At 58.8% G+C, this 18,115-nt stretch carries 15 protein-coding genes; 9 read left to right on the forward strand and 6 right to left on the reverse strand.

The window, feature by feature from the left end:
- Window positions 1-110: 110 nt before the first annotated feature.
- On the forward strand, window positions 111-737 hold the full coding sequence (locus FIV08_RS17800) for an outer membrane beta-barrel protein (RefSeq protein WP_152439303.1): 627 nt from the start codon (window positions 111-113) through the stop codon (window positions 735-737).
- A gap of 7 nt (window positions 738-744) precedes the next feature.
- On the opposite strand, the gene arsJ is transcribed toward FIV08_RS17800, so the two are convergent.
- The 3 genes from arsJ to FIV08_RS17815 are packed head-to-tail and all read right to left on the reverse strand — an operon-like array spanning window position 745 to window position 3,754.
- Complete coding sequence (gene arsJ, locus FIV08_RS17805; RefSeq protein WP_072676089.1) at window positions 745-1,938, reverse strand: organoarsenical effux MFS transporter ArsJ; 1,194 nt, start codon at window positions 1,936-1,938, stop codon at window positions 745-747.
- A 1-nt stretch (window position 1,939) separates the two neighbouring features.
- Window positions 1,940-2,944: an ArsJ-associated glyceraldehyde-3-phosphate dehydrogenase gene (locus FIV08_RS17810; RefSeq protein ID WP_152439304.1), complete on the reverse strand. Its 1,005-nt coding sequence runs from the start codon at window positions 2,942-2,944 to the stop codon at window positions 1,940-1,942.
- Window positions 2,945-2,989: 45 nt separating this feature from the next.
- Entirely contained in the window at window positions 2,990-3,754 is a 765-nt protein-coding gene (locus FIV08_RS17815; RefSeq protein WP_152439305.1) for a metalloregulator ArsR/SmtB family transcription factor, read from the reverse strand.
- 91 nt (window positions 3,755-3,845) lie between these two features.
- On the opposite strand from FIV08_RS17815, the gene arsH reads away from it, so the two are divergent.
- From arsH to FIV08_RS17830, 3 genes are all read left to right on the forward strand, one after another.
- Window positions 3,846-4,562 (forward strand): arsenical resistance protein ArsH, encoded by a 717-nt coding sequence (gene arsH, locus FIV08_RS17820; protein WP_152439306.1) that lies wholly within the window; start codon window positions 3,846-3,848, stop codon window positions 4,560-4,562.
- Between the two features lie 9 nt (window positions 4,563-4,571).
- Window positions 4,572-5,636: an ACR3 family arsenite efflux transporter gene (gene arsB, locus FIV08_RS17825; RefSeq protein WP_152439307.1), complete on the forward strand. Its 1,065-nt coding sequence runs from the start codon at window positions 4,572-4,574 to the stop codon at window positions 5,634-5,636.
- 134 nt (window positions 5,637-5,770) lie between these two features.
- Window positions 5,771-6,568 (forward strand): undecaprenyl-diphosphate phosphatase, encoded by a 798-nt coding sequence (locus tag FIV08_RS17830; protein ID WP_152439308.1) that lies wholly within the window; start codon window positions 5,771-5,773, stop codon window positions 6,566-6,568.
- Window positions 6,569-6,718: 150 nt separating this feature from the next.
- Here FIV08_RS17830 and uvrD read toward each other — a convergent pair whose 3' ends face one another.
- On the reverse strand, window positions 6,719-8,884 hold the full coding sequence (gene uvrD, locus FIV08_RS17835; RefSeq protein WP_152439309.1) for a DNA helicase II: 2,166 nt from the start codon (window positions 8,882-8,884) through the stop codon (window positions 6,719-6,721).
- Between the two features lie 254 nt (window positions 8,885-9,138).
- Between uvrD and FIV08_RS17840 the strand changes: the two genes are divergently transcribed.
- The 3 genes from FIV08_RS17840 to FIV08_RS17850 are packed head-to-tail and all read left to right on the forward strand — an operon-like array spanning window position 9,139 to window position 12,409.
- On the forward strand, window positions 9,139-10,752 hold the full coding sequence (locus tag FIV08_RS17840) for a methyl-accepting chemotaxis protein (protein ID WP_172972298.1): 1,614 nt from the start codon (window positions 9,139-9,141) through the stop codon (window positions 10,750-10,752).
- Between the two features lie 28 nt (window positions 10,753-10,780).
- Window positions 10,781-11,986 carry a hypothetical protein gene (locus FIV08_RS17845; protein ID WP_152439310.1) on the forward strand — a complete coding sequence of 402 codons (1,206 nt, stop codon included), beginning with the start codon at window positions 10,781-10,783 and terminating at the stop codon, window positions 11,984-11,986.
- Window positions 11,987-11,995: 9 nt separating this feature from the next.
- Window positions 11,996-12,409: a substrate-binding domain-containing protein gene (locus tag FIV08_RS17850; protein ID WP_152439311.1), complete on the forward strand. Its 414-nt coding sequence runs from the start codon at window positions 11,996-11,998 to the stop codon at window positions 12,407-12,409.
- A 65-nt stretch (window positions 12,410-12,474) separates the two neighbouring features.
- Here FIV08_RS17850 and FIV08_RS17855 read toward each other — a convergent pair whose 3' ends face one another.
- Window positions 12,475-13,923, reverse strand: coding sequence for an NAD-dependent succinate-semialdehyde dehydrogenase (locus tag FIV08_RS17855; protein WP_152439312.1), 1,449 nt, complete (start codon window positions 13,921-13,923; stop codon window positions 12,475-12,477).
- A gap of 195 nt (window positions 13,924-14,118) precedes the next feature.
- Here FIV08_RS17855 and FIV08_RS17860 point away from each other — a divergent pair, with 195 nt between their 5' ends.
- Window positions 14,119-15,132 (forward strand): histone deacetylase family protein, encoded by a 1,014-nt coding sequence (locus FIV08_RS17860; RefSeq protein WP_152439313.1) that lies wholly within the window; start codon window positions 14,119-14,121, stop codon window positions 15,130-15,132.
- Window position 15,133: 1 nt separating this feature from the next.
- Here the strand turns inward: FIV08_RS17860 and thiI are convergent, their stop codons facing one another.
- Complete coding sequence (thiI, locus tag FIV08_RS17865; RefSeq protein WP_152439314.1) at window positions 15,134-16,588, reverse strand: tRNA uracil 4-sulfurtransferase ThiI; 1,455 nt, start codon at window positions 16,586-16,588, stop codon at window positions 15,134-15,136.
- Between the two features lie 121 nt (window positions 16,589-16,709).
- On the opposite strand from thiI, the gene ppnN reads away from it, so the two are divergent.
- Window positions 16,710-18,092 (forward strand): nucleotide 5'-monophosphate nucleosidase PpnN, encoded by a 1,383-nt coding sequence (ppnN, locus tag FIV08_RS17870; protein WP_072676079.1) that lies wholly within the window; start codon window positions 16,710-16,712, stop codon window positions 18,090-18,092.
- Window positions 18,093-18,115 lie beyond the last annotated feature (23 nt).

Consider the following 18,115-nt stretch of genomic DNA (forward strand, 5'->3'; position numbering starts at 1 on the left):
CTCCCTTTTACACGGTTTGTTCAGCCCTATTGGCAGGATCTGCCGAATCTGTAATGGTTACACCATTGCACACCATCTTGCCAGTAACCCACGGTCGAGAAACAGCATCCATGAACCTTCGTACACTCACCGCCGTCGCGCTCACCCTGGCCCTGGCCTCATCGCCAGCGGCAGCGGACATCGGTCTATCACCGTTTGTCGGTTACCGCATGGGTGGCTCGGTGGATATCGAGACGGCCGGCGCCAGCACCGATGACCAGATTCGTTTTCGCGATTCCGTGAGCCATGGGCTGGTGGTCAACTTCGACCTGCCGGAAGCAGGCAAGCAGGGGGAGCTCTACTTTGGCCGACAAAACACCTCGGCCCGGCTAGACAACGGCCTGTTCGCCCCGGGCACCCGATCCATCGACCTGACCATCTACCAGCTACAATTCGGCGGGCTCTACTTTCCGGGCGGTAAAACCCATGGCGGGTTTGTCTCCGGCGTGCTGGGCGTTACCCGGCTGGAGCCGGACGATTCCCGCTACGACACCCACCACCGAGCCGCCCTGTCACTCGGCGGCGGCTACCAGTTTTTCCTGAGTGAACAATTGCGCTTGCGACTGGACCTGAGAGGTGTCTACACCGCTCTGAATTCGGGCGGCTCGGTGTTCTGCTCCGGGGGGTGTGAGCTCAAGTTCCGCAGCAGCGGATACCTGCAAGTGGAAGCCGGTGCTGGCCTGGTGGTGCGTTTTTAGCGCCCACTCAGGCCACCACCTGCCGCCGTTCAGGTAGCATGATTGATAGCAAAGCCGCCATGGCCACCAGCCCCGCCGAAATCCACAAACAGGCTTCCAATCCATACACCTGATACACCCAACCGGACAGGATGGTACCCAACAACCGGCCGGCGGCATTGGACATGTAATAGAACCCCACATCCAGTGAGACGCCATCGCCCCGGGCGTAGCTGACGATCAGGTAGCTGTGCAGGGAGGAGTTGATGGCAAACAGCACGCCGAACAGCAACAGCCCCCCGACAATGACCACCTGTGGGGACCAGCCCACCATCAGGCCACTGGCAATAGCTGCCGGGATAAGTGCCAGGAACGCCGCCCAGAGTACCGCCGGTTTCTTGCCTTCCATATTGCCGGTAATCCTGGGGGCGATGGTCTGGATAAAGCCATAGCCGATAATCCAGCTCGCCATAAAGCCGCCCACTTTCCAGTGGTCCCAGCCAAATACGGTGTGCAGGTATACCGGTAACGCCACCACAAACCACACATCCCGGGCGCCGAACAGGAACATCCGGGCGGCAGACAGTACGTTGATCGCCCGGCTCTTGGACAGGATGTCGGTAAACTTGGGCTTGGCCTTGCTCTTGCCCAGCTCCTGTTTGAGCAGGAACAGACTTGCCAGCCACACCAGCCCCAGAGCCACCGCCATGACTATGACCGCGCCCTTGAAGCCAGCCGCCATAAGCAGCACACCGCCAAGGAAGAAGCCCACCCCTTTCAGGGTATTCTTGGAGCCGGTGAGAATGGCCACCCACTTGTACAGGGTGCCCTGTTGCTCATCCGGCACCAGCAGCTTGATACCGCTCTTGGCGGACATCTTGTTCAGGTCTTTGGCGATGCCAGACAACGCCTGTGCCGCCATCACCCAGGGCACGGTCAGCATGGCCGCCGGCACTGCCAGCATGGCCAGCGCCACAATCTGCAGGAACAGCCCAATGTTCATGGTACGGTTCAGGCCCATACGGGCCCCCAGATAACCGCCCACCAGGTTGGTTACCACCCCGAAGAACTCGTAGAAGATGAACAACAGGGCAATTTCCAGGGGTGAATAACCCAGCTGGTGGAAATGCAGTACCACCAGCATCCGCAGGGCTCCATCCGTGAGAGTGAAGGCCCAGTAGTTGCCGGTGATAACCAGGTACTGGCGAATGGCGGCATTCATATCAAGCCAGGCCCACCTTGCGCGCCAGCTCGGCGGTACGGTTGGCATAACCCCACTCGTTGTCGTACCAGGCGTAGATCTTTACCTGGGTGCCGTTGATGACCAACGTGGACAGCGCATCAACGATGGATGAACGGGGGTCGGTTTTGTAATCGATGGACACCAGTGGACGTTCTTCATAGCCCAGAATGTCTTTCAGCTCGCCCTCGGCGGCTTCTTTCAGCAGCCGGTTAACCGTCTCCACATCTGTGGGCTTTTCCACCTCGAACACACAGTCAGTCAGTGATGCGTTGGTGAGCGGAATCCGCACCGCGTGGCCGTCCAGCCGGCCCTTGAGCTCCGGAAAGATCTCGATAATCGCGGTGGCAGAACCGGTACTGGTGGGAATCAGTGAACTGCCACAGGCCCGGGCCCGGCGCAGATCCTTGTGAGGCGCATCAATGATGGTCTGGGTGTTGGTCAGGCTGTGTATGGTAGTGATCGAACCGTGCTTGATGCCCAGTTTCTCATGGATCACTTTGACCACCGGGGCCAGGCAGTTGGTGGTGCAGGAGGCTGCGGTGATAATCCGATCGGTGGCCGGGTCGAAGATGTGTTCGTTCACCCCCATCACAATGTTCTTGGCGCCCGCTTCCTTTACTGGTGCGGTGACCACCACCCGCTTCACCCCCTGGTCCAGGTAAGCCTGCAAAGCCTCAACTTTCTTGTTCACGCCGCTGGCTTCAATCACCAGATCACAGCCAGACCAGTCGGTATCCGAAATGGCCCGATTTCGGGTAACGCGCAGGTGCTGACCGTCAATCACCATGTCGTCGCCATCGGCACTGGCTTCATGGCTCCAGCGGCCGTGGATACTGTCGAAATTCAGCAGGTGCGCGAGGCTTGCCGCGTCGGTTCCCGGGTCATTGATGGCAACGAACTCCAGTTCCGGCCAGCCCCAGGCAGCCCGCAGCGCCAGCCGGCCAATGCGTCCAAATCCGTTAATACCTACTTTGATCTTGCTCATGGTGATCTCCTTGCGACCTTCGCAATCCGTATACTCGTTAAGTGATCAGGGGCACTGCACAACCGGGCGATCCGCCATGGCCTGCAATTGCGCCAGGGGGCGTTCGATCAACGCCCCATTACTCAGGGCGGTCTCATCCAGAACCCGCGCCACCCAGGCCGGTAGCCGGGGGTTAAGGTAATAATAGACCCATTGGCCACGCCGCTCGGTTTCCAGAAGCCCGGCATCCCGCAGGCTCGCCAGGTGGCGGCTGACTTTTGGTTGCGACACCTCGAAGGCTTCGGTCAGTTCACATACGCACAGCTTTTCCTGATCCTTGATCAGTAACAGGGCGGCCAGGCGCAGGTCGTCGGCCATGGCCTTGAAGATCGCAACCGGGCTGTAGTCGGCGGGTTTCAGGCCGGTTTCTTTCTGATGCACCAGGGTAAACAGGCCGATGCGCTCCTTCAGCTCCTTCAACGTCAGGGCAAAGGTGGCGTGGCGATTGGTCTCTGCCGGGTCCGGAAAGTCCCAGGCAATCTGCTGGGCACCCTGACAAGCGGCTGTGCATTCCCGGGCGGCTTTTTCACAAAGGGTGATCACGTAGTCCCAGTACTGGCCCTTCAGCTCGGCCAGCTGTTTGCTAAACAGCCCTTCGGTGGCAATACCGGCCTCGGACAATACCTGCAACGCCAGCAGATGCGGCTCTGTGGGCTGGGTGCCGGCGCTGGCCACTTCAAACTGGTCTCCGGCCATGTGCCGCAGCAAGGCCTCTGCCATGATGGAACGGGCACTGTTTGCGGTACAGATAAACAGAACTCGGCGCTTCATATCCACATCCCCAAATATACGTTTTTACGAATATCTAATTTTATGCATAATAGTGTGACAAGACGATGTCGTAAAGGACCAAACCGGAATCATGAACCTCCAGAACCTTCCCAACGTTGACGCCGACCTGTTCGAGACCCCGACAACCGGCAGGGTATTCTCGGCGCCCCCTTCAGAGCACCCAGCCCGAATACTGTTGCTGTACGGCTCCCTGCGGGAACGATCCTTCAGCCGCCTTGCGGTGGAAGAAGCCGCCCGGTTGCTGGACGCCATGGGCGCGGAAACCCGCATCTTCAACCCGCGCGGCCTGCCCCTGGCCGACGCCGAAGACGCCAGCCACCCCAAAGTTCAGGAGCTGCGGGAACTGGTGCAATGGAGTGAAGGCATGGTGTGGTGCTCCCCGGAGCGGCACGGTGCCATGACCGGCATCATGAAAACCCAGATCGACTGGATTCCCCTGTCCCTGGGCGCTGTGCGCCCCACCCAGGGCAAAACCCTGGCCGTGATGCAGGTGTGCGGTGGCTCCCAGTCGTTCAACGCGGTGAACCAGTTGCGGGTGCTGGGCCGGTGGATGCGGATGCTGACCATTCCGAATCAGTCCTCGGTGCCCAAAGCATTCATGGAATTCGATGACAACGACCGCATGAAGCCGTCGGCTTACTACGACCGCATCGTGGATGTCATGGAAGAGCTGGTAAAGTTCACCCTGCTGGTGCGGGACCGCAGCGATTACCTGACCGATCGTTATTCCGAGCGCAGGGAAAGTGCAGAACAATTGTCCAAGCGCGTGAACCAACGTTCCATATAAGGAAGTGCAATGAGCAGTAACGAGCTGGCCGCGGAGGCTTCATCCGGCGGCATGGGTGTTTTCGAGCGCTACCTGTCTGTCTGGGTAGCCCTGGCGATTGTTGTCGGCGTAGCCCTGGGCCAAATGGCGCCCTCCGTGCCGGAAACCCTGTCCCGGTTTGAGTATGCCCAGGTGTCTATCCCCATCGCCATTCTGATCTGGGCGATGATTTTCCCGATGATGGCCCAGATTGATTTCAGTGCCATTGTCGGCGTGAGAAAAGAACCAAAAGGGTTGGCCATTACCACCACGGTGAACTGGCTGATCAAGCCCTTCACCATGTTTGCCATCGCCTGGTTCTTTTTGATGGTGGTGTTTGAGCCCTTCATCGCACCAGAACTGGCGAGTGAATACCTGGCCGGCGCCATATTGCTGGGTGCTGCTCCGTGCACTGCCATGGTGTTTGTCTGGAGTTACCTGACCCGTGGTGACGCCGCCTACACCTTGGTACAGGTGTCCCTGAACGACATCATCATGCTGTTTGCCTTTGCGCCGATTGTGGTGTTCCTGCTGGGGATTTCGGATATCCAGGTACCCTGGGATACCGTCCTGATATCGGTACTGCTGTATATTGTGATTCCGCTGACCGCCGGCTATTTCACACGCCGCATCCTGATTGCCCGCCACGGCCAGCGCTGGTACGACGACGTATTCATGAAACGCCTGGGGCCGGTAACCCCGGCAGCCCTGATCGTCACCCTGGTACTGCTGTTTGCCTTCCAGGGTGAAGTCATTCTGCAGAACCCGTTGCACATTGCCCTGATTGCCGTGCCGTTGATCATCCAGACGGTGCTGATCTTTTTCATCGCCTACGGTTGGGCAAAGCTTTGGAAGGTACGCCACTGCATTGCCGCGCCCGGCGCCATGATAGGTGCCAGCAATTTCTTTGAATTGGCGGTGGCGGCCGCGATTGCCCTGTTCGGCCTGCAATCGGGTGCCGCGCTGGCGACCGTTGTGGGGGTGCTGGTGGAAGTACCCTTGATGCTCATGCTGGTTCGCATCGCCAACAAGACCCGCGGCCACTTTCCTGCCTGAGCAAGATAAACATTACCCGCAAGGGCTCCTGTCCTGCGGGTAATCCACACCGCCTGTTCAGCCCCGCCCTCGCCTGATACTATCGCCCGCTGGCAAACCGGGAGAGATTTCTCCCACCAGACGGACAGGACCACATGGACTTTTTTCAGGCGTTTTTTCTCGGCATTCTTCAGGGGCTGACCGAGTTCCTACCCATCTCCAGCTCCGGCCACCTGATCCTTATCCCCGCCTTTTTCGAGTGGACTGACCAGGGTGTCGGCTTTGACCTGTCCGTTCACGTAGGCACCCTGCTGGCGGTGGTGCTTTATTTCCGCAAAGACGTTTTCGCCATCACCCGGGACGGACTGTTATCTCTGGGCAAGCGCCAGATGATTGGTCAGGGCAATATGGCCTGGTTCCTGGTGATCGGCACCATCCCTGCGGGCCTGGCCGGGCTGGCCTTGCTGGACATGATCGACAACGAACTGCGGGCGGTGGAAGTGATTTTCTTCACCACCCTGATCTTTGGCCTGCTCCTGGGCTGGGCCGACTGGCGCCCGAACAAAGGCCGGCCCCTGGATTCACTGACCTGGAAGGATGCCCTGCTGGTAGGCTGCGCACAGGCCCTGGCCCTCATCCCCGGCACCTCCCGCTCCGGCGCCACCATCACCGCCGGCCTGCTGCTGGGCATGAGCCGACAGACGGCATCCCGGTTTTCCTTTTTGCTGGCGATTCCGATTACCGCGCTGGCTTCGGCGGTGAAGCTTCTGGAGGCTGCGACGTCTGATATTACCGTGGACTGGACCGGGTTTCTGGTCGGTGGTGTAACGGCGTTTATCATGGCGATCACCGCCATTCATTTCTTCCTGAAGTGGCTGAACAAGGTAGGCATGTGGCCCTACGTTCTCTACCGCATCGCATTGGCGGGTGTGATTTACGCGGTTCTTATGTAACGGAGGCCAGCACATTACTTGGGGCGCAGGGTTGGGTAGGCCTTTCCAAAACTGTGCGGAGCCATGGATGGCGGAGCCCAAGCGTCACATGGATGTGCCGAAGGAGCGTGTTTTGGAAAGGCCTACCCAACCCTGTGCAAAACTCCTGAACTAGCAGGCTTCCAAAGGTGCATAGGCCAGAACCAGCCACTTGGCCCCCTCATCAAAGTTCACCTGCACGCGAGTGTGATGCCCGGTCCCCTCGGAGTTCATCACGATGCCCTCCCCAAACTTCGGATGACGCACCCGCTGCCCCAGACTGAAACCCGACTGCTGGGCGGAGTCCTGGCTGAACATGCTTTCATTGGGGCGGCCCACCATGGCCGGGCGCGTCACCGTATTGCGTAATCGGACTTCCTGCAGGCAATCCGCCGGGATCTCCCGCACAAACCGCGACAGCGCGTGGAACTTTTCCTGCCCGTACAAACGGCGCGATTCCGCGTAAGTGAGTACCAGCTTTTTCATCGCCCGGGTAATGCCCACGTAAGCCAGGCGCCGCTCTTCTTCCATGCGCCCAGGCTCTTCCAGTGACATGCTGTGGGGGAACAAACCTTCCTCCACGCCCGCCAGGAACACCAGCGGGAATTCCAGGCCCTTGGCCGAGTGCAGGGTCATCAACTGCACGCTGTCTTCATGGGCATCGGCCTGGGCTTCGCCGGCGTCCAGGGCTGCCTGGGCGATGAATTCCGCCAGCGGGTCGACACCTTCTTCCACCTCGAAATCCGACAATGCGTTCACCAGTTCTTCCAGGTTCTCTACCCTCGCCTGGCCCTTCTCGCCTTTTTCGCTGGCGTGGTAGTCCTTCAGACCACTGGCCTCGATGGCCTGCTTCATCAGGCCCTGCAATGACGCCTCACCGACCATTTCAGACAAGCCGTTGATGATGTCCATAAACGACTGCAACCCGGTTTTGGCCCGGCCTTTAACCTGGCCCGCCGCCAGCAGGCGCTCGGCGGACTCCCACAGGGAAATGCCTTGCTCGGTGGCGTATTCCCGCAACTCCGCCAGGCTCTTGGCGCCGATGCCCCGGGTGGGGATATTGACTACCCGTTCAAAGGCAGCGTCGTCCCGGTGGTACTGCACCAGGCGCAGGTAAGCCAGGGCGTTGCGGATTTCCTGGCGGTCGTAGAAGCGCAGGCCGCCATATACCCGGTAGGGAATGCCCTGGCGCATCAGCGCCTCTTCCAGCACCCGGGACTGGGCGTTGGAGCGGTACAGAATGGCCGATTCGCTGCGCAGGTTGCCGTCGCTGACCCAGGCATTGATGGAATCGGCAATGTAATTGGCTTCATCCTGCTCGTTGAACGCCGCGTACAGGCTGATCGGCTCGCCATCAGGGCCGTCGGTCCACAATTCCTTGCCCAAACGGCCCTGGTTGTTGGCGATCACAGAGTTGGCAGCCTTCAGGATCATCTGGGTGGAGCGGTAGTTCTGCTCCAGGCGCACCAGCCGGGCATTGGGAAAGTCCCGCTGGTACTGCTGGATGTTCTCAATCTTGGCGCCACGCCAGCCGTAAATCGACTGGTCGTCGTCACCCACCACGGTCAGCGGCACCCGGTTGCTGGCCAGCACCTGCAGCCAGGCGTATTGAATGGTGTTGGTGTCCTGGAACTCGTCCACCAGAATATGCTGAAAACGCTGCTGGTAATGCTTCAGCAGTTCCGGCCGGTGCAACCACAGTTCGTGGGAGCGCAGCAGCAGCTCGCCAAAATCCACCAGCCCGCCTTGTTGGCAGAGCTTTTCGTACTGGCGGTAGATTTTCAGCATGGTGCTGGTGAAGTGATCGCCCGGGTTTTCCTGGATGTGATCCGCCCGCAGGCCTTCGTCTTTCTGACTGTTGATAAACCACTGGGCCTGCTTGGGCGGCCACTGGCTTTCATCAATCTGGAACTCCCGCATCACCCGTTTGATCATGCGCAGCTGGTCGTCACTGTCCAGCACCTGGAAGTTCTCCGGCAGGCCGGCGTCTTTCCAGTGGGAGCGCAGCAGGCGGTGGGCAATGCCGTGAAAGGTACCGAACCATAACCCGCGGGAGGGAATGTTCATCATCTCCTCGATGCGGTAGCGCATCTCCTTGGCGGCCTTGTTGGTAAAGGTCACCGCCAGGATACCGGTGGGCGGTACCCGGTCTACCGTCATCAGCCAGGCAATGCGGTGCACCAGTACACGGGTTTTACCACTGCCCGCGCCGGCCAGCACCAGCAGGTGATCGTTCTGGGCAGTAACGGCCTCGCGCTGGGCGTCGTTCAGGGGGTCGATAATGTGGGAGACATCCATGGAGATAGACTTCATCACTGTTTAAATTTACAGGGCATTGTATCAGGCCTGATCAACTACGTCCTTTGTCCTGAGACCCTACCTATAAACGGGTATACCACCTGAAATTTCAACGAGTAACCTTCAAGAGAGTGGCGTTTCAGCCGATACACCCTTTAACACACTGACACATTAATTCTGTGTCAGGCGTTCAAAAAACAACCTAGAATGCCGGCCGACTAAAGTCTTAGGACTGACCAGCAGGGACTGACAACATGCTCTCATCACTCAAAATTTCTCACAAACTGGCCCTGCTGGTTGTGGTTGCCGTTACCGCCTTTGTGGTCAGCCAGACGTTTTCCATTATCACCGAACGCAACAACTCCGAGCGCTTGACCGAGGTGCGCGACCAGCTCTATCCATCTCTTGAGTTGTCCACCATCAATCAGGGGCGGTTACAGCTGATCGAAAATCAGATCAATAGTGCGGTCACCACCGGCGACGACCAACAACTGGCTGCCACCCGTAATCTGAAAGATGAGATTGCAGCCAATCTCCGCAAGATCGCTGCGCTCAACCCAGGCTTAAGCCAACAGGCAACCAGCCTGAGCAGAGACCTCGAGACCTATTACGGTAACGCAACGCGCATCGCCACGGCCATTATTGAGGGCACCGCCGATTTCAACCGAATCGGCCAGGAGGCATCCGCCAACGCCAATCGTCTGGAAAAGCTGCGGAATGACCTGGACTCCATGCGCAGCACCATGGAAGCACGCCTGATCCAGGCCATTGACAACACCACGGCCGCCTCCAGTGAGGCTGGCACAGTGTCCCTGGTCATTCTGGTGGTGGCATTGATTGCCCTGGTCACCCTGAGCCTGATTATCGGCCGCTCGATCTCAAACAGCCTGAACCAGATCATCAGCTCTCTGCGCAACATGGCCTCAGGCGAAGGAGACCTTACCTCCCGTATTCATTACGAGGGCAAGGATGAACTCCGGGCACTGGTGAACCAATTCAACAAGTTCGTTGAGAAACTTCACGGGTCTTTCGCAACGATCCAGCAGGATATTGGTGAACTTAACAACGTTGCCTCGCACCTGGCCGGCACCAGCCGGACCAACCTGGGGCGCATCAGCCAGCAGGCCCAGGCCATATCCTCAACCCGAAACTCCGTTGAAGAACTGGTCAAGAGCGTTGAAGAAGTGGCGGGCTTTGCCTCGTCCGCGTCTGACCAGACTCAAGACGCTGCAAAATTTGCCACTGCCGGTCAGCAAAAGGTCAACAGCAATATCAGCACCATCCGGGAACTGATGGCCGAGATCGAAAAAACCGCCAGCCTGGTAAACCAGTTTGATGAGTTCTCCGTGAAGGTGGGCGGCCTGCTGGAGACCATCCAGACCGTTGCCGAACAGACCAACCTGTTGGCACTGAATGCCGCCATTGAAGCTGCCCGCGCCGGCGAGCACGGTCGCGGCTTTGCAGTGGTAGCCGATGAAGTGCGAGGACTGGCCGTGCGCACCCATAAAGCGACCGAAGAAATCCAGCAAGTGATTTCAGAGTTGTCCAAGTTGTCAGGCAACGCCGTTACGTCGATGAAGGGCAGTGTGGAAATGGCCCGTGAGGGCGTTGATGCCACGACTGAGTCCGGCGAAGTCCTGAGCAAGATCCTTGAAAACGTTCAGCAGATCAGCGAGCTGAACGAGCAAATTGCCGCTGCCACCTATGAGCAGAGCACCACTTTCAGCGAAGTCACCGGCCATATGGGCGATATGCATCGCAACGCCGAGGCGGTGATGGAAAGTACCGATGAGCTGGACAACGTCAGCCGCAAGATCCAGGACGTCAGTAATGGATTGCAGAGCGTTGCCGGCCAGTTCCGCGTTTAATACCCAACCAAAGACTAGGATGTACCTGATGAAGAGACTGTTCTCCGTCGCGCCCCTGGCGTTGGCGATTACCGCCACGCCTGTCATGGCACAAGACACCGAGCAAACCCTCGAGCGCATGCAGCAACAGCTGAACGCCATGCAGCAGCAGCTGAACTCTGCCCGCAACACCGGCGTCCGGTTTAACGGCTTTTTCAGCACCGGTTATGCACGTGCCAGTAACGACGCAGGTTACGCCGGCATCACCGAAGAGTCCGAAGTAAAAGACCTGAGCCTGTTCGCGCTTCAGGGTACCTTTGACGTTACCCAGAAGAGCCAGATTGTGATGCAGCTGGTTGGCCGCGGCGCCGATGACTGGGAGCCCAAAGTGGAATGGGCCTACCTGAGCCACCGCCCCACCAACAACCTGCAACTGCGCGCCGGTAAGATGCGCCTGCCCTTCTTCATGTATTCCGACTCCCTGGAAGTCGGCTATGCTCAACCCTGGGCACGCCCTCCCCAGAGTGTTTACGGCCCGATTGCGGTGACCAGCTACGTGGGCGCCGATGCCAGTTACAACTGGAACTTCGATAACTCCTCACTGAACGCCAACTTCTTCACCGGCTTTACCGACGAAGACGGTAACTCGGGTGATGTGCAACTGCGCAACATTGCCGGCCTGAACCTGACCTGGACGGATTACGTCTGGACGGTTCGCGGTATTGCGGCAACCGCTGAGGCGGATATTGATGCGACAAGGCTAGCCGCTCAAGCACCCGCAGGCGCCGATGTAAATACTGTGCTTGCCGACGGTGATCGCGGCAACTTCTACGGTATTGGAGCCAGCTATGATAATGGCAACTGGCAAATCATCGGTGAACTGACCCGCGTAGAAGTTGATGGCAAGTTCGCTGACACTGATTCTGCTTACCTATCAATCGGCCACCGATTCGGCAGCTGGACGCCTTACATCGCTCTCGGCTGGGTAGAGAGCAAGGATGATGACGAGCGTCTTGGCTTTGTAACCACATCCGGCGGAACCATCCTGGCTCCCGAATCAATCCTGAACTTCCAGCGCGAAGATTACAGTGTTGGTACACGCTGGGACATCACTCCGGGCGTCGCAATCAAGGCTGACATCACTCATTCTCGCGGTTTTGATAAGGGCACTGGCAACCTGAACCCTAGCTACATTCTGACTTCCGGTACCAACAGTACCAATGTCTACACCCTGAAACTCGAATCGGCATTCTAAGGAGGCCCCATGAAAAAGCTAAGCCTGATTTTTGCGGCCAGCTTGCTGGCAAGCCCCCTGGCCCAAGCCGATGTTGTGGTAATTGGTCATCCCAGCGGCCCGGATAACATTGCCTCCAACGAGGTTCGCGACCTGTACCTGAACCGCAGCAAGGCCCTTCCCGATGGCCAGAACGCCAAGCCGTTCGAGCTACCGGAAGGAGACGCCACCCGCGCCGAGTTCCACAGCAAGGTCACTGGCCGCAACGATGCCCAGCTGAAGGCCTTCTGGTCTCAGCAGGTGTTCACCGGCCGCGGCCAACCGCCGGAAGAAGCGGGCAATGCCTCTGCCATGAAGGCCCAGGTCGCTTCCACGCCTGGCGCCATTGGCTACATCGACTCCGCCGATGTGGATGACAGCGTCAAGGTGATCCTGACGCCCTGAGGTCCGGCTCTGAAATGCAGAAAGGCGAGCCTCGGCTCGCCTTTCTGCCGTTTTGAGGTTGATGATCAGAAACCTCTGGGCACCGTCTGCGCTTCCACAAACTCGAACAGGCCTTCCAGACCACCTTCACGGCCAATACCGGAGGCTTTCATGCCACCAAAAGGCGCTTCCGGCGTGGGGCCAGTTCCAGTGTTCCAGCCAACGTGGCCAAAGCGCAGGCCAGCGGCGACCCGCTGGGCACGCTCGGCATCGGCGGTGAACACGTAGGACGCCAGGCCGAACTCGGTGTCATTACCGGCATCAATGACTTCTTCCTCAGTGCGGAACAGAGCCATGGGCACCAGCGGGCCGAAGGTTTCCTCCTGATAACAACACATCTCACGATTTACGCCCAATACCACTGTGGGCGGGAAAAACAGACCCTTGCCCAACTCCGCCGGCTGCTTGCCGGCCACCAGTTTGCCGCCTTTCTCCAGGGCATCTTCGAGGTGGCGTTTGACCTTGTCGAAACCGGCCTGGTTAACCAGCGGGCCAATGTCGACGCCGTCTTTCATGCCATCGCCAACGGTCATCTTGTTGACCCTCTCAGCCAGCTTCTGGCCAAACTCCTCCGCCACCTTTTCGTGCACGAAAATCCGGTTGGCACACACACAGGTCTGGCCACCACCACGGAATTTGTTGGCGATCAGGTTGTCGGCGGCAGCGTCCAGGTCGGCGTCATCAAAGACGATGAACGGTGCATTACCGCCCAGCTCCAGCGCCAGTTTTTTCACCTGCTCCGCCGTATCGAGAATCAACCGGCGCCCCACTTCGGTGGAACCGGTAAAGCTGAGCATCGGCACGTCTTTGTGCTCGCACAGCACCTTGCCGATCATGCTGGCCTTGCCCATGACCAGATTGACCATGCCATCCGGCAGCCCAAGCTTGTCCATCACGCTGAAGAAGGCCACCATCGTCAGCGGCGTTTCACTGGCCGGCTTGATCACAGACGGGCAGCCGGCCGCCAGGGCAGCCGAGAGCTTTTTGGCTATCATGCCAATGGGAAAATTCCAGGGCACGATCAGGCCGGTCACACCAACAGGCCGGTAATGAACGGTCCAGGTGCAATCCTTGGGCTTCTCCGGGATGGTATGGGCATCCAGGGCGTTGACGTGTTTGGCGCAGTAATCGAAGAAACCCGCAGCGTAGTCCACCTCGCCCTGGGCTTCCTTCAACGGCTTGCCGTGCTCCATGCACAGGATTCGGCCAATTTCCTCGCGATGCTCTTTTAAACCATCGCGAATGTCTTCCAGCCACTTGCGCCGGGTTTCGATGGGCCAGGGGTTGGTGAGCCGGAGCGCAGACTTGCCTGCTTCGACGGCATCCAGCACATCCTGCTCTGACATGGACGGCACTTTGGCAACCACTTCGCCGGTGGCTGGATTGAACACATCAAAGGTGTTACCGCCGGCACTGTCGGTCCAGCGCCCACCGATGTAGCCTGTCAGGTTTTTCAGCAGTGGTGACTCGATCATTTCGGCTCCTCTTCAATAACCTGGGTGCGCCCGGGTGCGACGGGGCGCGGGTGTATTGGAACGTCTTTCATAGTGGATGCTGATCGCCGGCCTGTAAAGGCAGCGTGTAAAAAACGCGGCCGGCGATTCGTTGACCCCTCAGTGTCACTGCCTATACTCGGAAGAGTATTTCCAGACTCCCGAGGAGGCGGTTCAATGAAGGCATTTTTTCATCCGGCGCAGGATCTGCATATTCCCAAAACGTATTTCACCCGTGGTCAGATGCGTCAGCCTCAGGAGGTTCCCGACCGCACCAGCCAGATGCTGGAAGGGCTAAAAGCCATGGGAATCCCGGTTCTGCAACCGGCGGATCAGGGCGCAGCGCCCATTTCAAAGGTCCATGACCTGGGCTACCTCCGGTTTCTGGAGTCTGCCCATCGTCGCTGGATGGAGAACGAGGACTGGGGCGATGAGGTGATGTCCAATATCTTCGTGCGTTCCCCAAATGCCATGCGCGGCATATTGGCGGAGGCCGCCTGCTATCTGGCGGACGGCAGTTGCCCGATTGGCGAGAACACCTGGAAAGCAGCTTACTGGTCAGCCCAGACTGCCCTGGGAGCAGCAGATGCCCTGATTGCCGGGGAACGCACATCCTATGCCGTGTGTCGCCCACCGGGCCACCATGCCCGTAAAGACGCAGCCGGGGGCTTCTGTTATCTGAACAACGCGGCCATCGCCGCCGAGCACATGAAAAGCCGGTTCCCACGCACGGTCATTCTCGATACCGACATGCACCACGGCCAGGGCATACAGGAGATTTTCTACGACCGCAGCGACGTGCTGTACATCTCCATTCATGGCGATCCCACCAACTTTTATCCGGTGGTCAGTGGTTTCGAGGATGAACGGGGTGAGGGCGACGGCTACGGTTACAACATCAATATGCCGATGCCCCACGGCGCCAGCGAAGACGATTTCTTTGCCAAGGTTGAAGAGGCCCTGGCCGCAATCCGGCTATACCAGCCGGATGTGCTGATCCTGACCCTGGGCTTTGACATCTACAAAAACGACCCCCAGGCCAAGGTGTCGGTATCCTCTGAAGGCTTCTGCCGGCTGAGCACCCACATACGCCAACTGGGGCTGCCAACGCTGGTGGTGCAGGAAGGCGGCTATGACCTGGACGCCCTCAGCGAGAACGTCCAGCAGTTTTTCAAAGGATTAGCGGGCTGAGTCAGGCGGCAGGCGTGTAGACTTTCACATTGCCGTGCCCTTCCGCCTTCAGGTGACCGGCGTGCATCCGGCTCATGGTGCCCCGGTCACAGTACAGCAGGTACTGGCGGTTGGCGGGCAGAACAGAAATCTGCTGGTTAAGTTCGTAGAACGGGATTTTCAGGATCTCGTTGTTGGTCAGTGTCAGTGGCGAACGTTCTTCTTCCGACGGGTGTCGCACATCGATGATCACGTCTTCCACCGCAGGGGTCTGCACCAGCTCCACTTCTTCCGGTGTGGTGATGGTGTCCAGCAACTGGCTGACCATGGTGCCCTGCTGATTGGCAATCGCCTGCGCCAGCACCTCCGGATTCATGTTGGCTTCTTCTTCCTCAACCCGGTGCAGCTTGGCACGGGTCACCGGCTTGCTGGAAATAACCCCGCAGTACTCCGGCATGGTCCGGGCGAAGGGCTCGGTGCCGATCTCTTTGGCAATGCGGATAATCTCCTGCTTGTCCATGGCAATCAGCGGGCGTAGCACCACCTCGTCACTGGCGCGGTCCACCACGTTCAGGTTGGTCAGGGTCTGGCTGGATACCTGCGCGACGGCATCGCCCATTACCAGGCCGGTGGCAGTGTAATCCCGGGCAATCTCAGCCGCAGCCCTGAGCATCTGGCGTTTCAGTACCACCCCCCAATGCCGGTGATTCACGGATTGCATGATCTCGGCCACCACGCCTTCAAAGGGTACCGAAATGAACTTCACGCCATGGGAGGCGCCGTAGCGTTGCCACAGGTAATGCACCACCTGGCGAACACCTACTTCGTGGGCGGTGCCGCCCAGATTGAAGAACAGGAAGTGGCTGCGAATGCCCCGGCGCATCATCAGGTAGGCCGCAACGGAAGAGTCATAGCCGCCAGATACCAGAGTCATCACCGTTTCCACAGTACCCAGCGGGTAGCCCCCCAGGCCTTCGTGGCGGCGATGGGCAATGTGGAACTGCTCCTCGTTGAGCTCGATGCGCACTTCCAGGTCCGGATTCTTCAGGTCAACGCCCCGGGCATCGGAAGCCTGGAGCAATGCGGCACCCACCGAGCGTTCAAGATCAATGGACCGGAACGAATGACTGCCATGGCGCCGGGCCCGCACAGCAAAGGTTTTGCCCGCAAGGCGTTCCGCGTAAGCGTGCACCGCCTTTTCGCCGACATCGTCCATGTCGACAAAGGGGAAGACGCCGATTTCCTGGATGGTGGAAATCCCCGGTATACGGGTCAGCTCATCGATCACCGTGCCGGCCAGGCTGCGGCCATCGGGAACCTCCACATCCACCCGGTCCCAACTGCCGTCCACCCGAATCTCAGGGTCCAGCCGGGACAGCAACTTACGAATATTCTGCCGCAACTGGCGCATTTGCTGCTGGCGAACGGGTTTACTCTTGATGGCCACTTCCGGGGCGGGACGAATAAGCAGTTTCATAAAAAAGTCTTTGATCGGAATAACGTCGGGTAGCGTAATAAGCAGAAAGGCCTTAGTGTACCCTTTTGCCAGAGCGGCTCAAAATCCGTCATTGCCGAAACCATCAGGAGCTCCATCAACGATGACCGAATCCACCATGAATGCCCTGGTTTCCCCGGAGGGCAGCCTCGAAATCCTCTCCAATCACGAGGTCAACCGGCTCAAGGATAAGAGCGAGGGTGGCTTGTACCGTCTTTTCCGCCAGTGCGCCCTGGCCGTGCTCAACACCGGCGTTGAAACCGACGATTGTAAGGAATTGATGGAGGCCCACGCCGATTTTGATGTTCGCCTGGTGCCCCAGCCCCGAGGCCTGAAACTGGAGCTGATCAACGCCCCCGGCCACGCTTTCGTGGATGGCGAAATGCTGCGGGCAATCCGTGAGCACCTGTTTTCAGTGTTGCGGGACATCGTATATAGCCATTCCATCCCCAACACCGTCGCGGGTTTCCGCCGGGACAACCCGGAAGATATCACCAACCTGGTGTTCCACATCCTGCGCAACGCCCGGGTGCTGGAGGCCGGTCGCCAGCCAGATCTGGTAGTGTGCTGGGGTGGCCACTCCATCAGCCACGATGAGTACCAGTACAGCAAAGACGTGGGCCATCAACTCGGCCTGCGCGGGCTCAGCATCTGTACCGGCTGTGGGCCTGGTGCCATGAAGGGGCCGATGAAGGGGGCCACCATCGGCCACGCCAAGCAACGGGTGAAGAACGGCCGCTACATCGGCATTACCGAACCGGGCATTATCGGCGCCGAAGCCCCAAACCCAATCGTGAACGAGCTGGTGATCATGCCAGACATTGAAAAACGCCTGGAGGCCTTTGTCCGCTGCGGCCACGGCGTGATCGTGTTCCCGGGTGGCGTAGGTACTGCGGAAGAAATTCTGTACCTGCTGGGCATCCTGCTACACCCGGACAACGCCGACCTGCCCTTCCCGGTTGTCTTCACCGGGCGCAAGGAGAATGCCGAGTATTTCGAGATGATCGACAAGTTCATCCGCAACGCACTGGGTGATGAGGCGGCCAACAAATACGAGATCATCATTGATGACCCTGGCCGGGTGGCACAAACCATGAAGCAGGGCATGAAAGACGTGGAAACCTTCCGGCGCGCCATGCAGGATGCCTATTACTTCAACTGGATGCTGAAGATCGATCCGGTGTTCCAGTTACCGTTTGAACCGAATCACGACAACATGCGGGCACTGGAACTGCACAGAGACCAGCCGGTGCACCTGCTGGCAGCAAATCTGCGCAAGGCGTTCAGCGGTATTGTGGCGGGGAACGTCAAAGAGAGTGGTATCCGGCAGATCCAGGAGAAGGGTCCGTTTGAGATCGCCGGTGATCCGACGCTGATCCGGCCCCTGGAGGCCATGCTGGAGCAGTTTGTTGAGCAGAACCGGATGAAACTGCCCGGTACGTCGGCCTATCGGCCCTGCTACCGGATTGTCAGTGGTGCGGCCTGAGCCGCACCACTTTCACAGCAGGA

The sequence above is a fragment of the Marinobacter sp. THAF197a genome (assembly GCF_009363275.1).
Taxonomy (GTDB): Bacteria; Pseudomonadota; Gammaproteobacteria; order Pseudomonadales; family Oleiphilaceae; genus Marinobacter.

Excerpts from the sequence above, each read along its gene's own strand:
- FIV08_RS17800 (WP_152439303.1), top strand. The coding sequence starts at position 111 with ATGAACCTTCGTACACTCACCGCCGTCGCGCTCACCCTGGCCCTGGCC.
- arsJ (WP_072676089.1), bottom strand. The coding sequence starts at position 1,938 with ATGAATGCCGCCATTCGCCAGTACCTGGTTATCACCGGCAACTACTGG.
- FIV08_RS17810 (WP_152439304.1), bottom strand. The coding sequence starts at position 2,944 with ATGAGCAAGATCAAAGTAGGTATTAACGGATTTGGACGCATTGGCCGG.
- FIV08_RS17815 (WP_152439305.1), bottom strand. The coding sequence starts at position 3,754 with ATGAAGCGCCGAGTTCTGTTTATCTGTACCGCAAACAGTGCCCGTTCC.
- arsH (WP_152439306.1), top strand. The coding sequence starts at position 3,846 with ATGAACCTCCAGAACCTTCCCAACGTTGACGCCGACCTGTTCGAGACC.
- arsB (WP_152439307.1), top strand. The coding sequence starts at position 4,572 with ATGAGCAGTAACGAGCTGGCCGCGGAGGCTTCATCCGGCGGCATGGGT.
- FIV08_RS17830 (WP_152439308.1), top strand. The coding sequence starts at position 5,771 with ATGGACTTTTTTCAGGCGTTTTTTCTCGGCATTCTTCAGGGGCTGACC.
- uvrD (WP_152439309.1), bottom strand. The coding sequence starts at position 8,884 with ATGGATGTCTCCCACATTATCGACCCCCTGAACGACGCCCAGCGCGAG.
- FIV08_RS17840 (WP_172972298.1), top strand. The coding sequence starts at position 9,139 with ATGCTCTCATCACTCAAAATTTCTCACAAACTGGCCCTGCTGGTTGTG.
- FIV08_RS17845 (WP_152439310.1), top strand. The coding sequence starts at position 10,781 with ATGAAGAGACTGTTCTCCGTCGCGCCCCTGGCGTTGGCGATTACCGCC.
- FIV08_RS17850 (WP_152439311.1), top strand. The coding sequence starts at position 11,996 with ATGAAAAAGCTAAGCCTGATTTTTGCGGCCAGCTTGCTGGCAAGCCCC.
- FIV08_RS17855 (WP_152439312.1), bottom strand. The coding sequence starts at position 13,923 with ATGATCGAGTCACCACTGCTGAAAAACCTGACAGGCTACATCGGTGGG.
- FIV08_RS17860 (WP_152439313.1), top strand. The coding sequence starts at position 14,119 with ATGAAGGCATTTTTTCATCCGGCGCAGGATCTGCATATTCCCAAAACG.
- thiI (WP_152439314.1), bottom strand. The coding sequence starts at position 16,588 with ATGAAACTGCTTATTCGTCCCGCCCCGGAAGTGGCCATCAAGAGTAAA.
- ppnN (WP_072676079.1), top strand. The coding sequence starts at position 16,710 with ATGACCGAATCCACCATGAATGCCCTGGTTTCCCCGGAGGGCAGCCTC.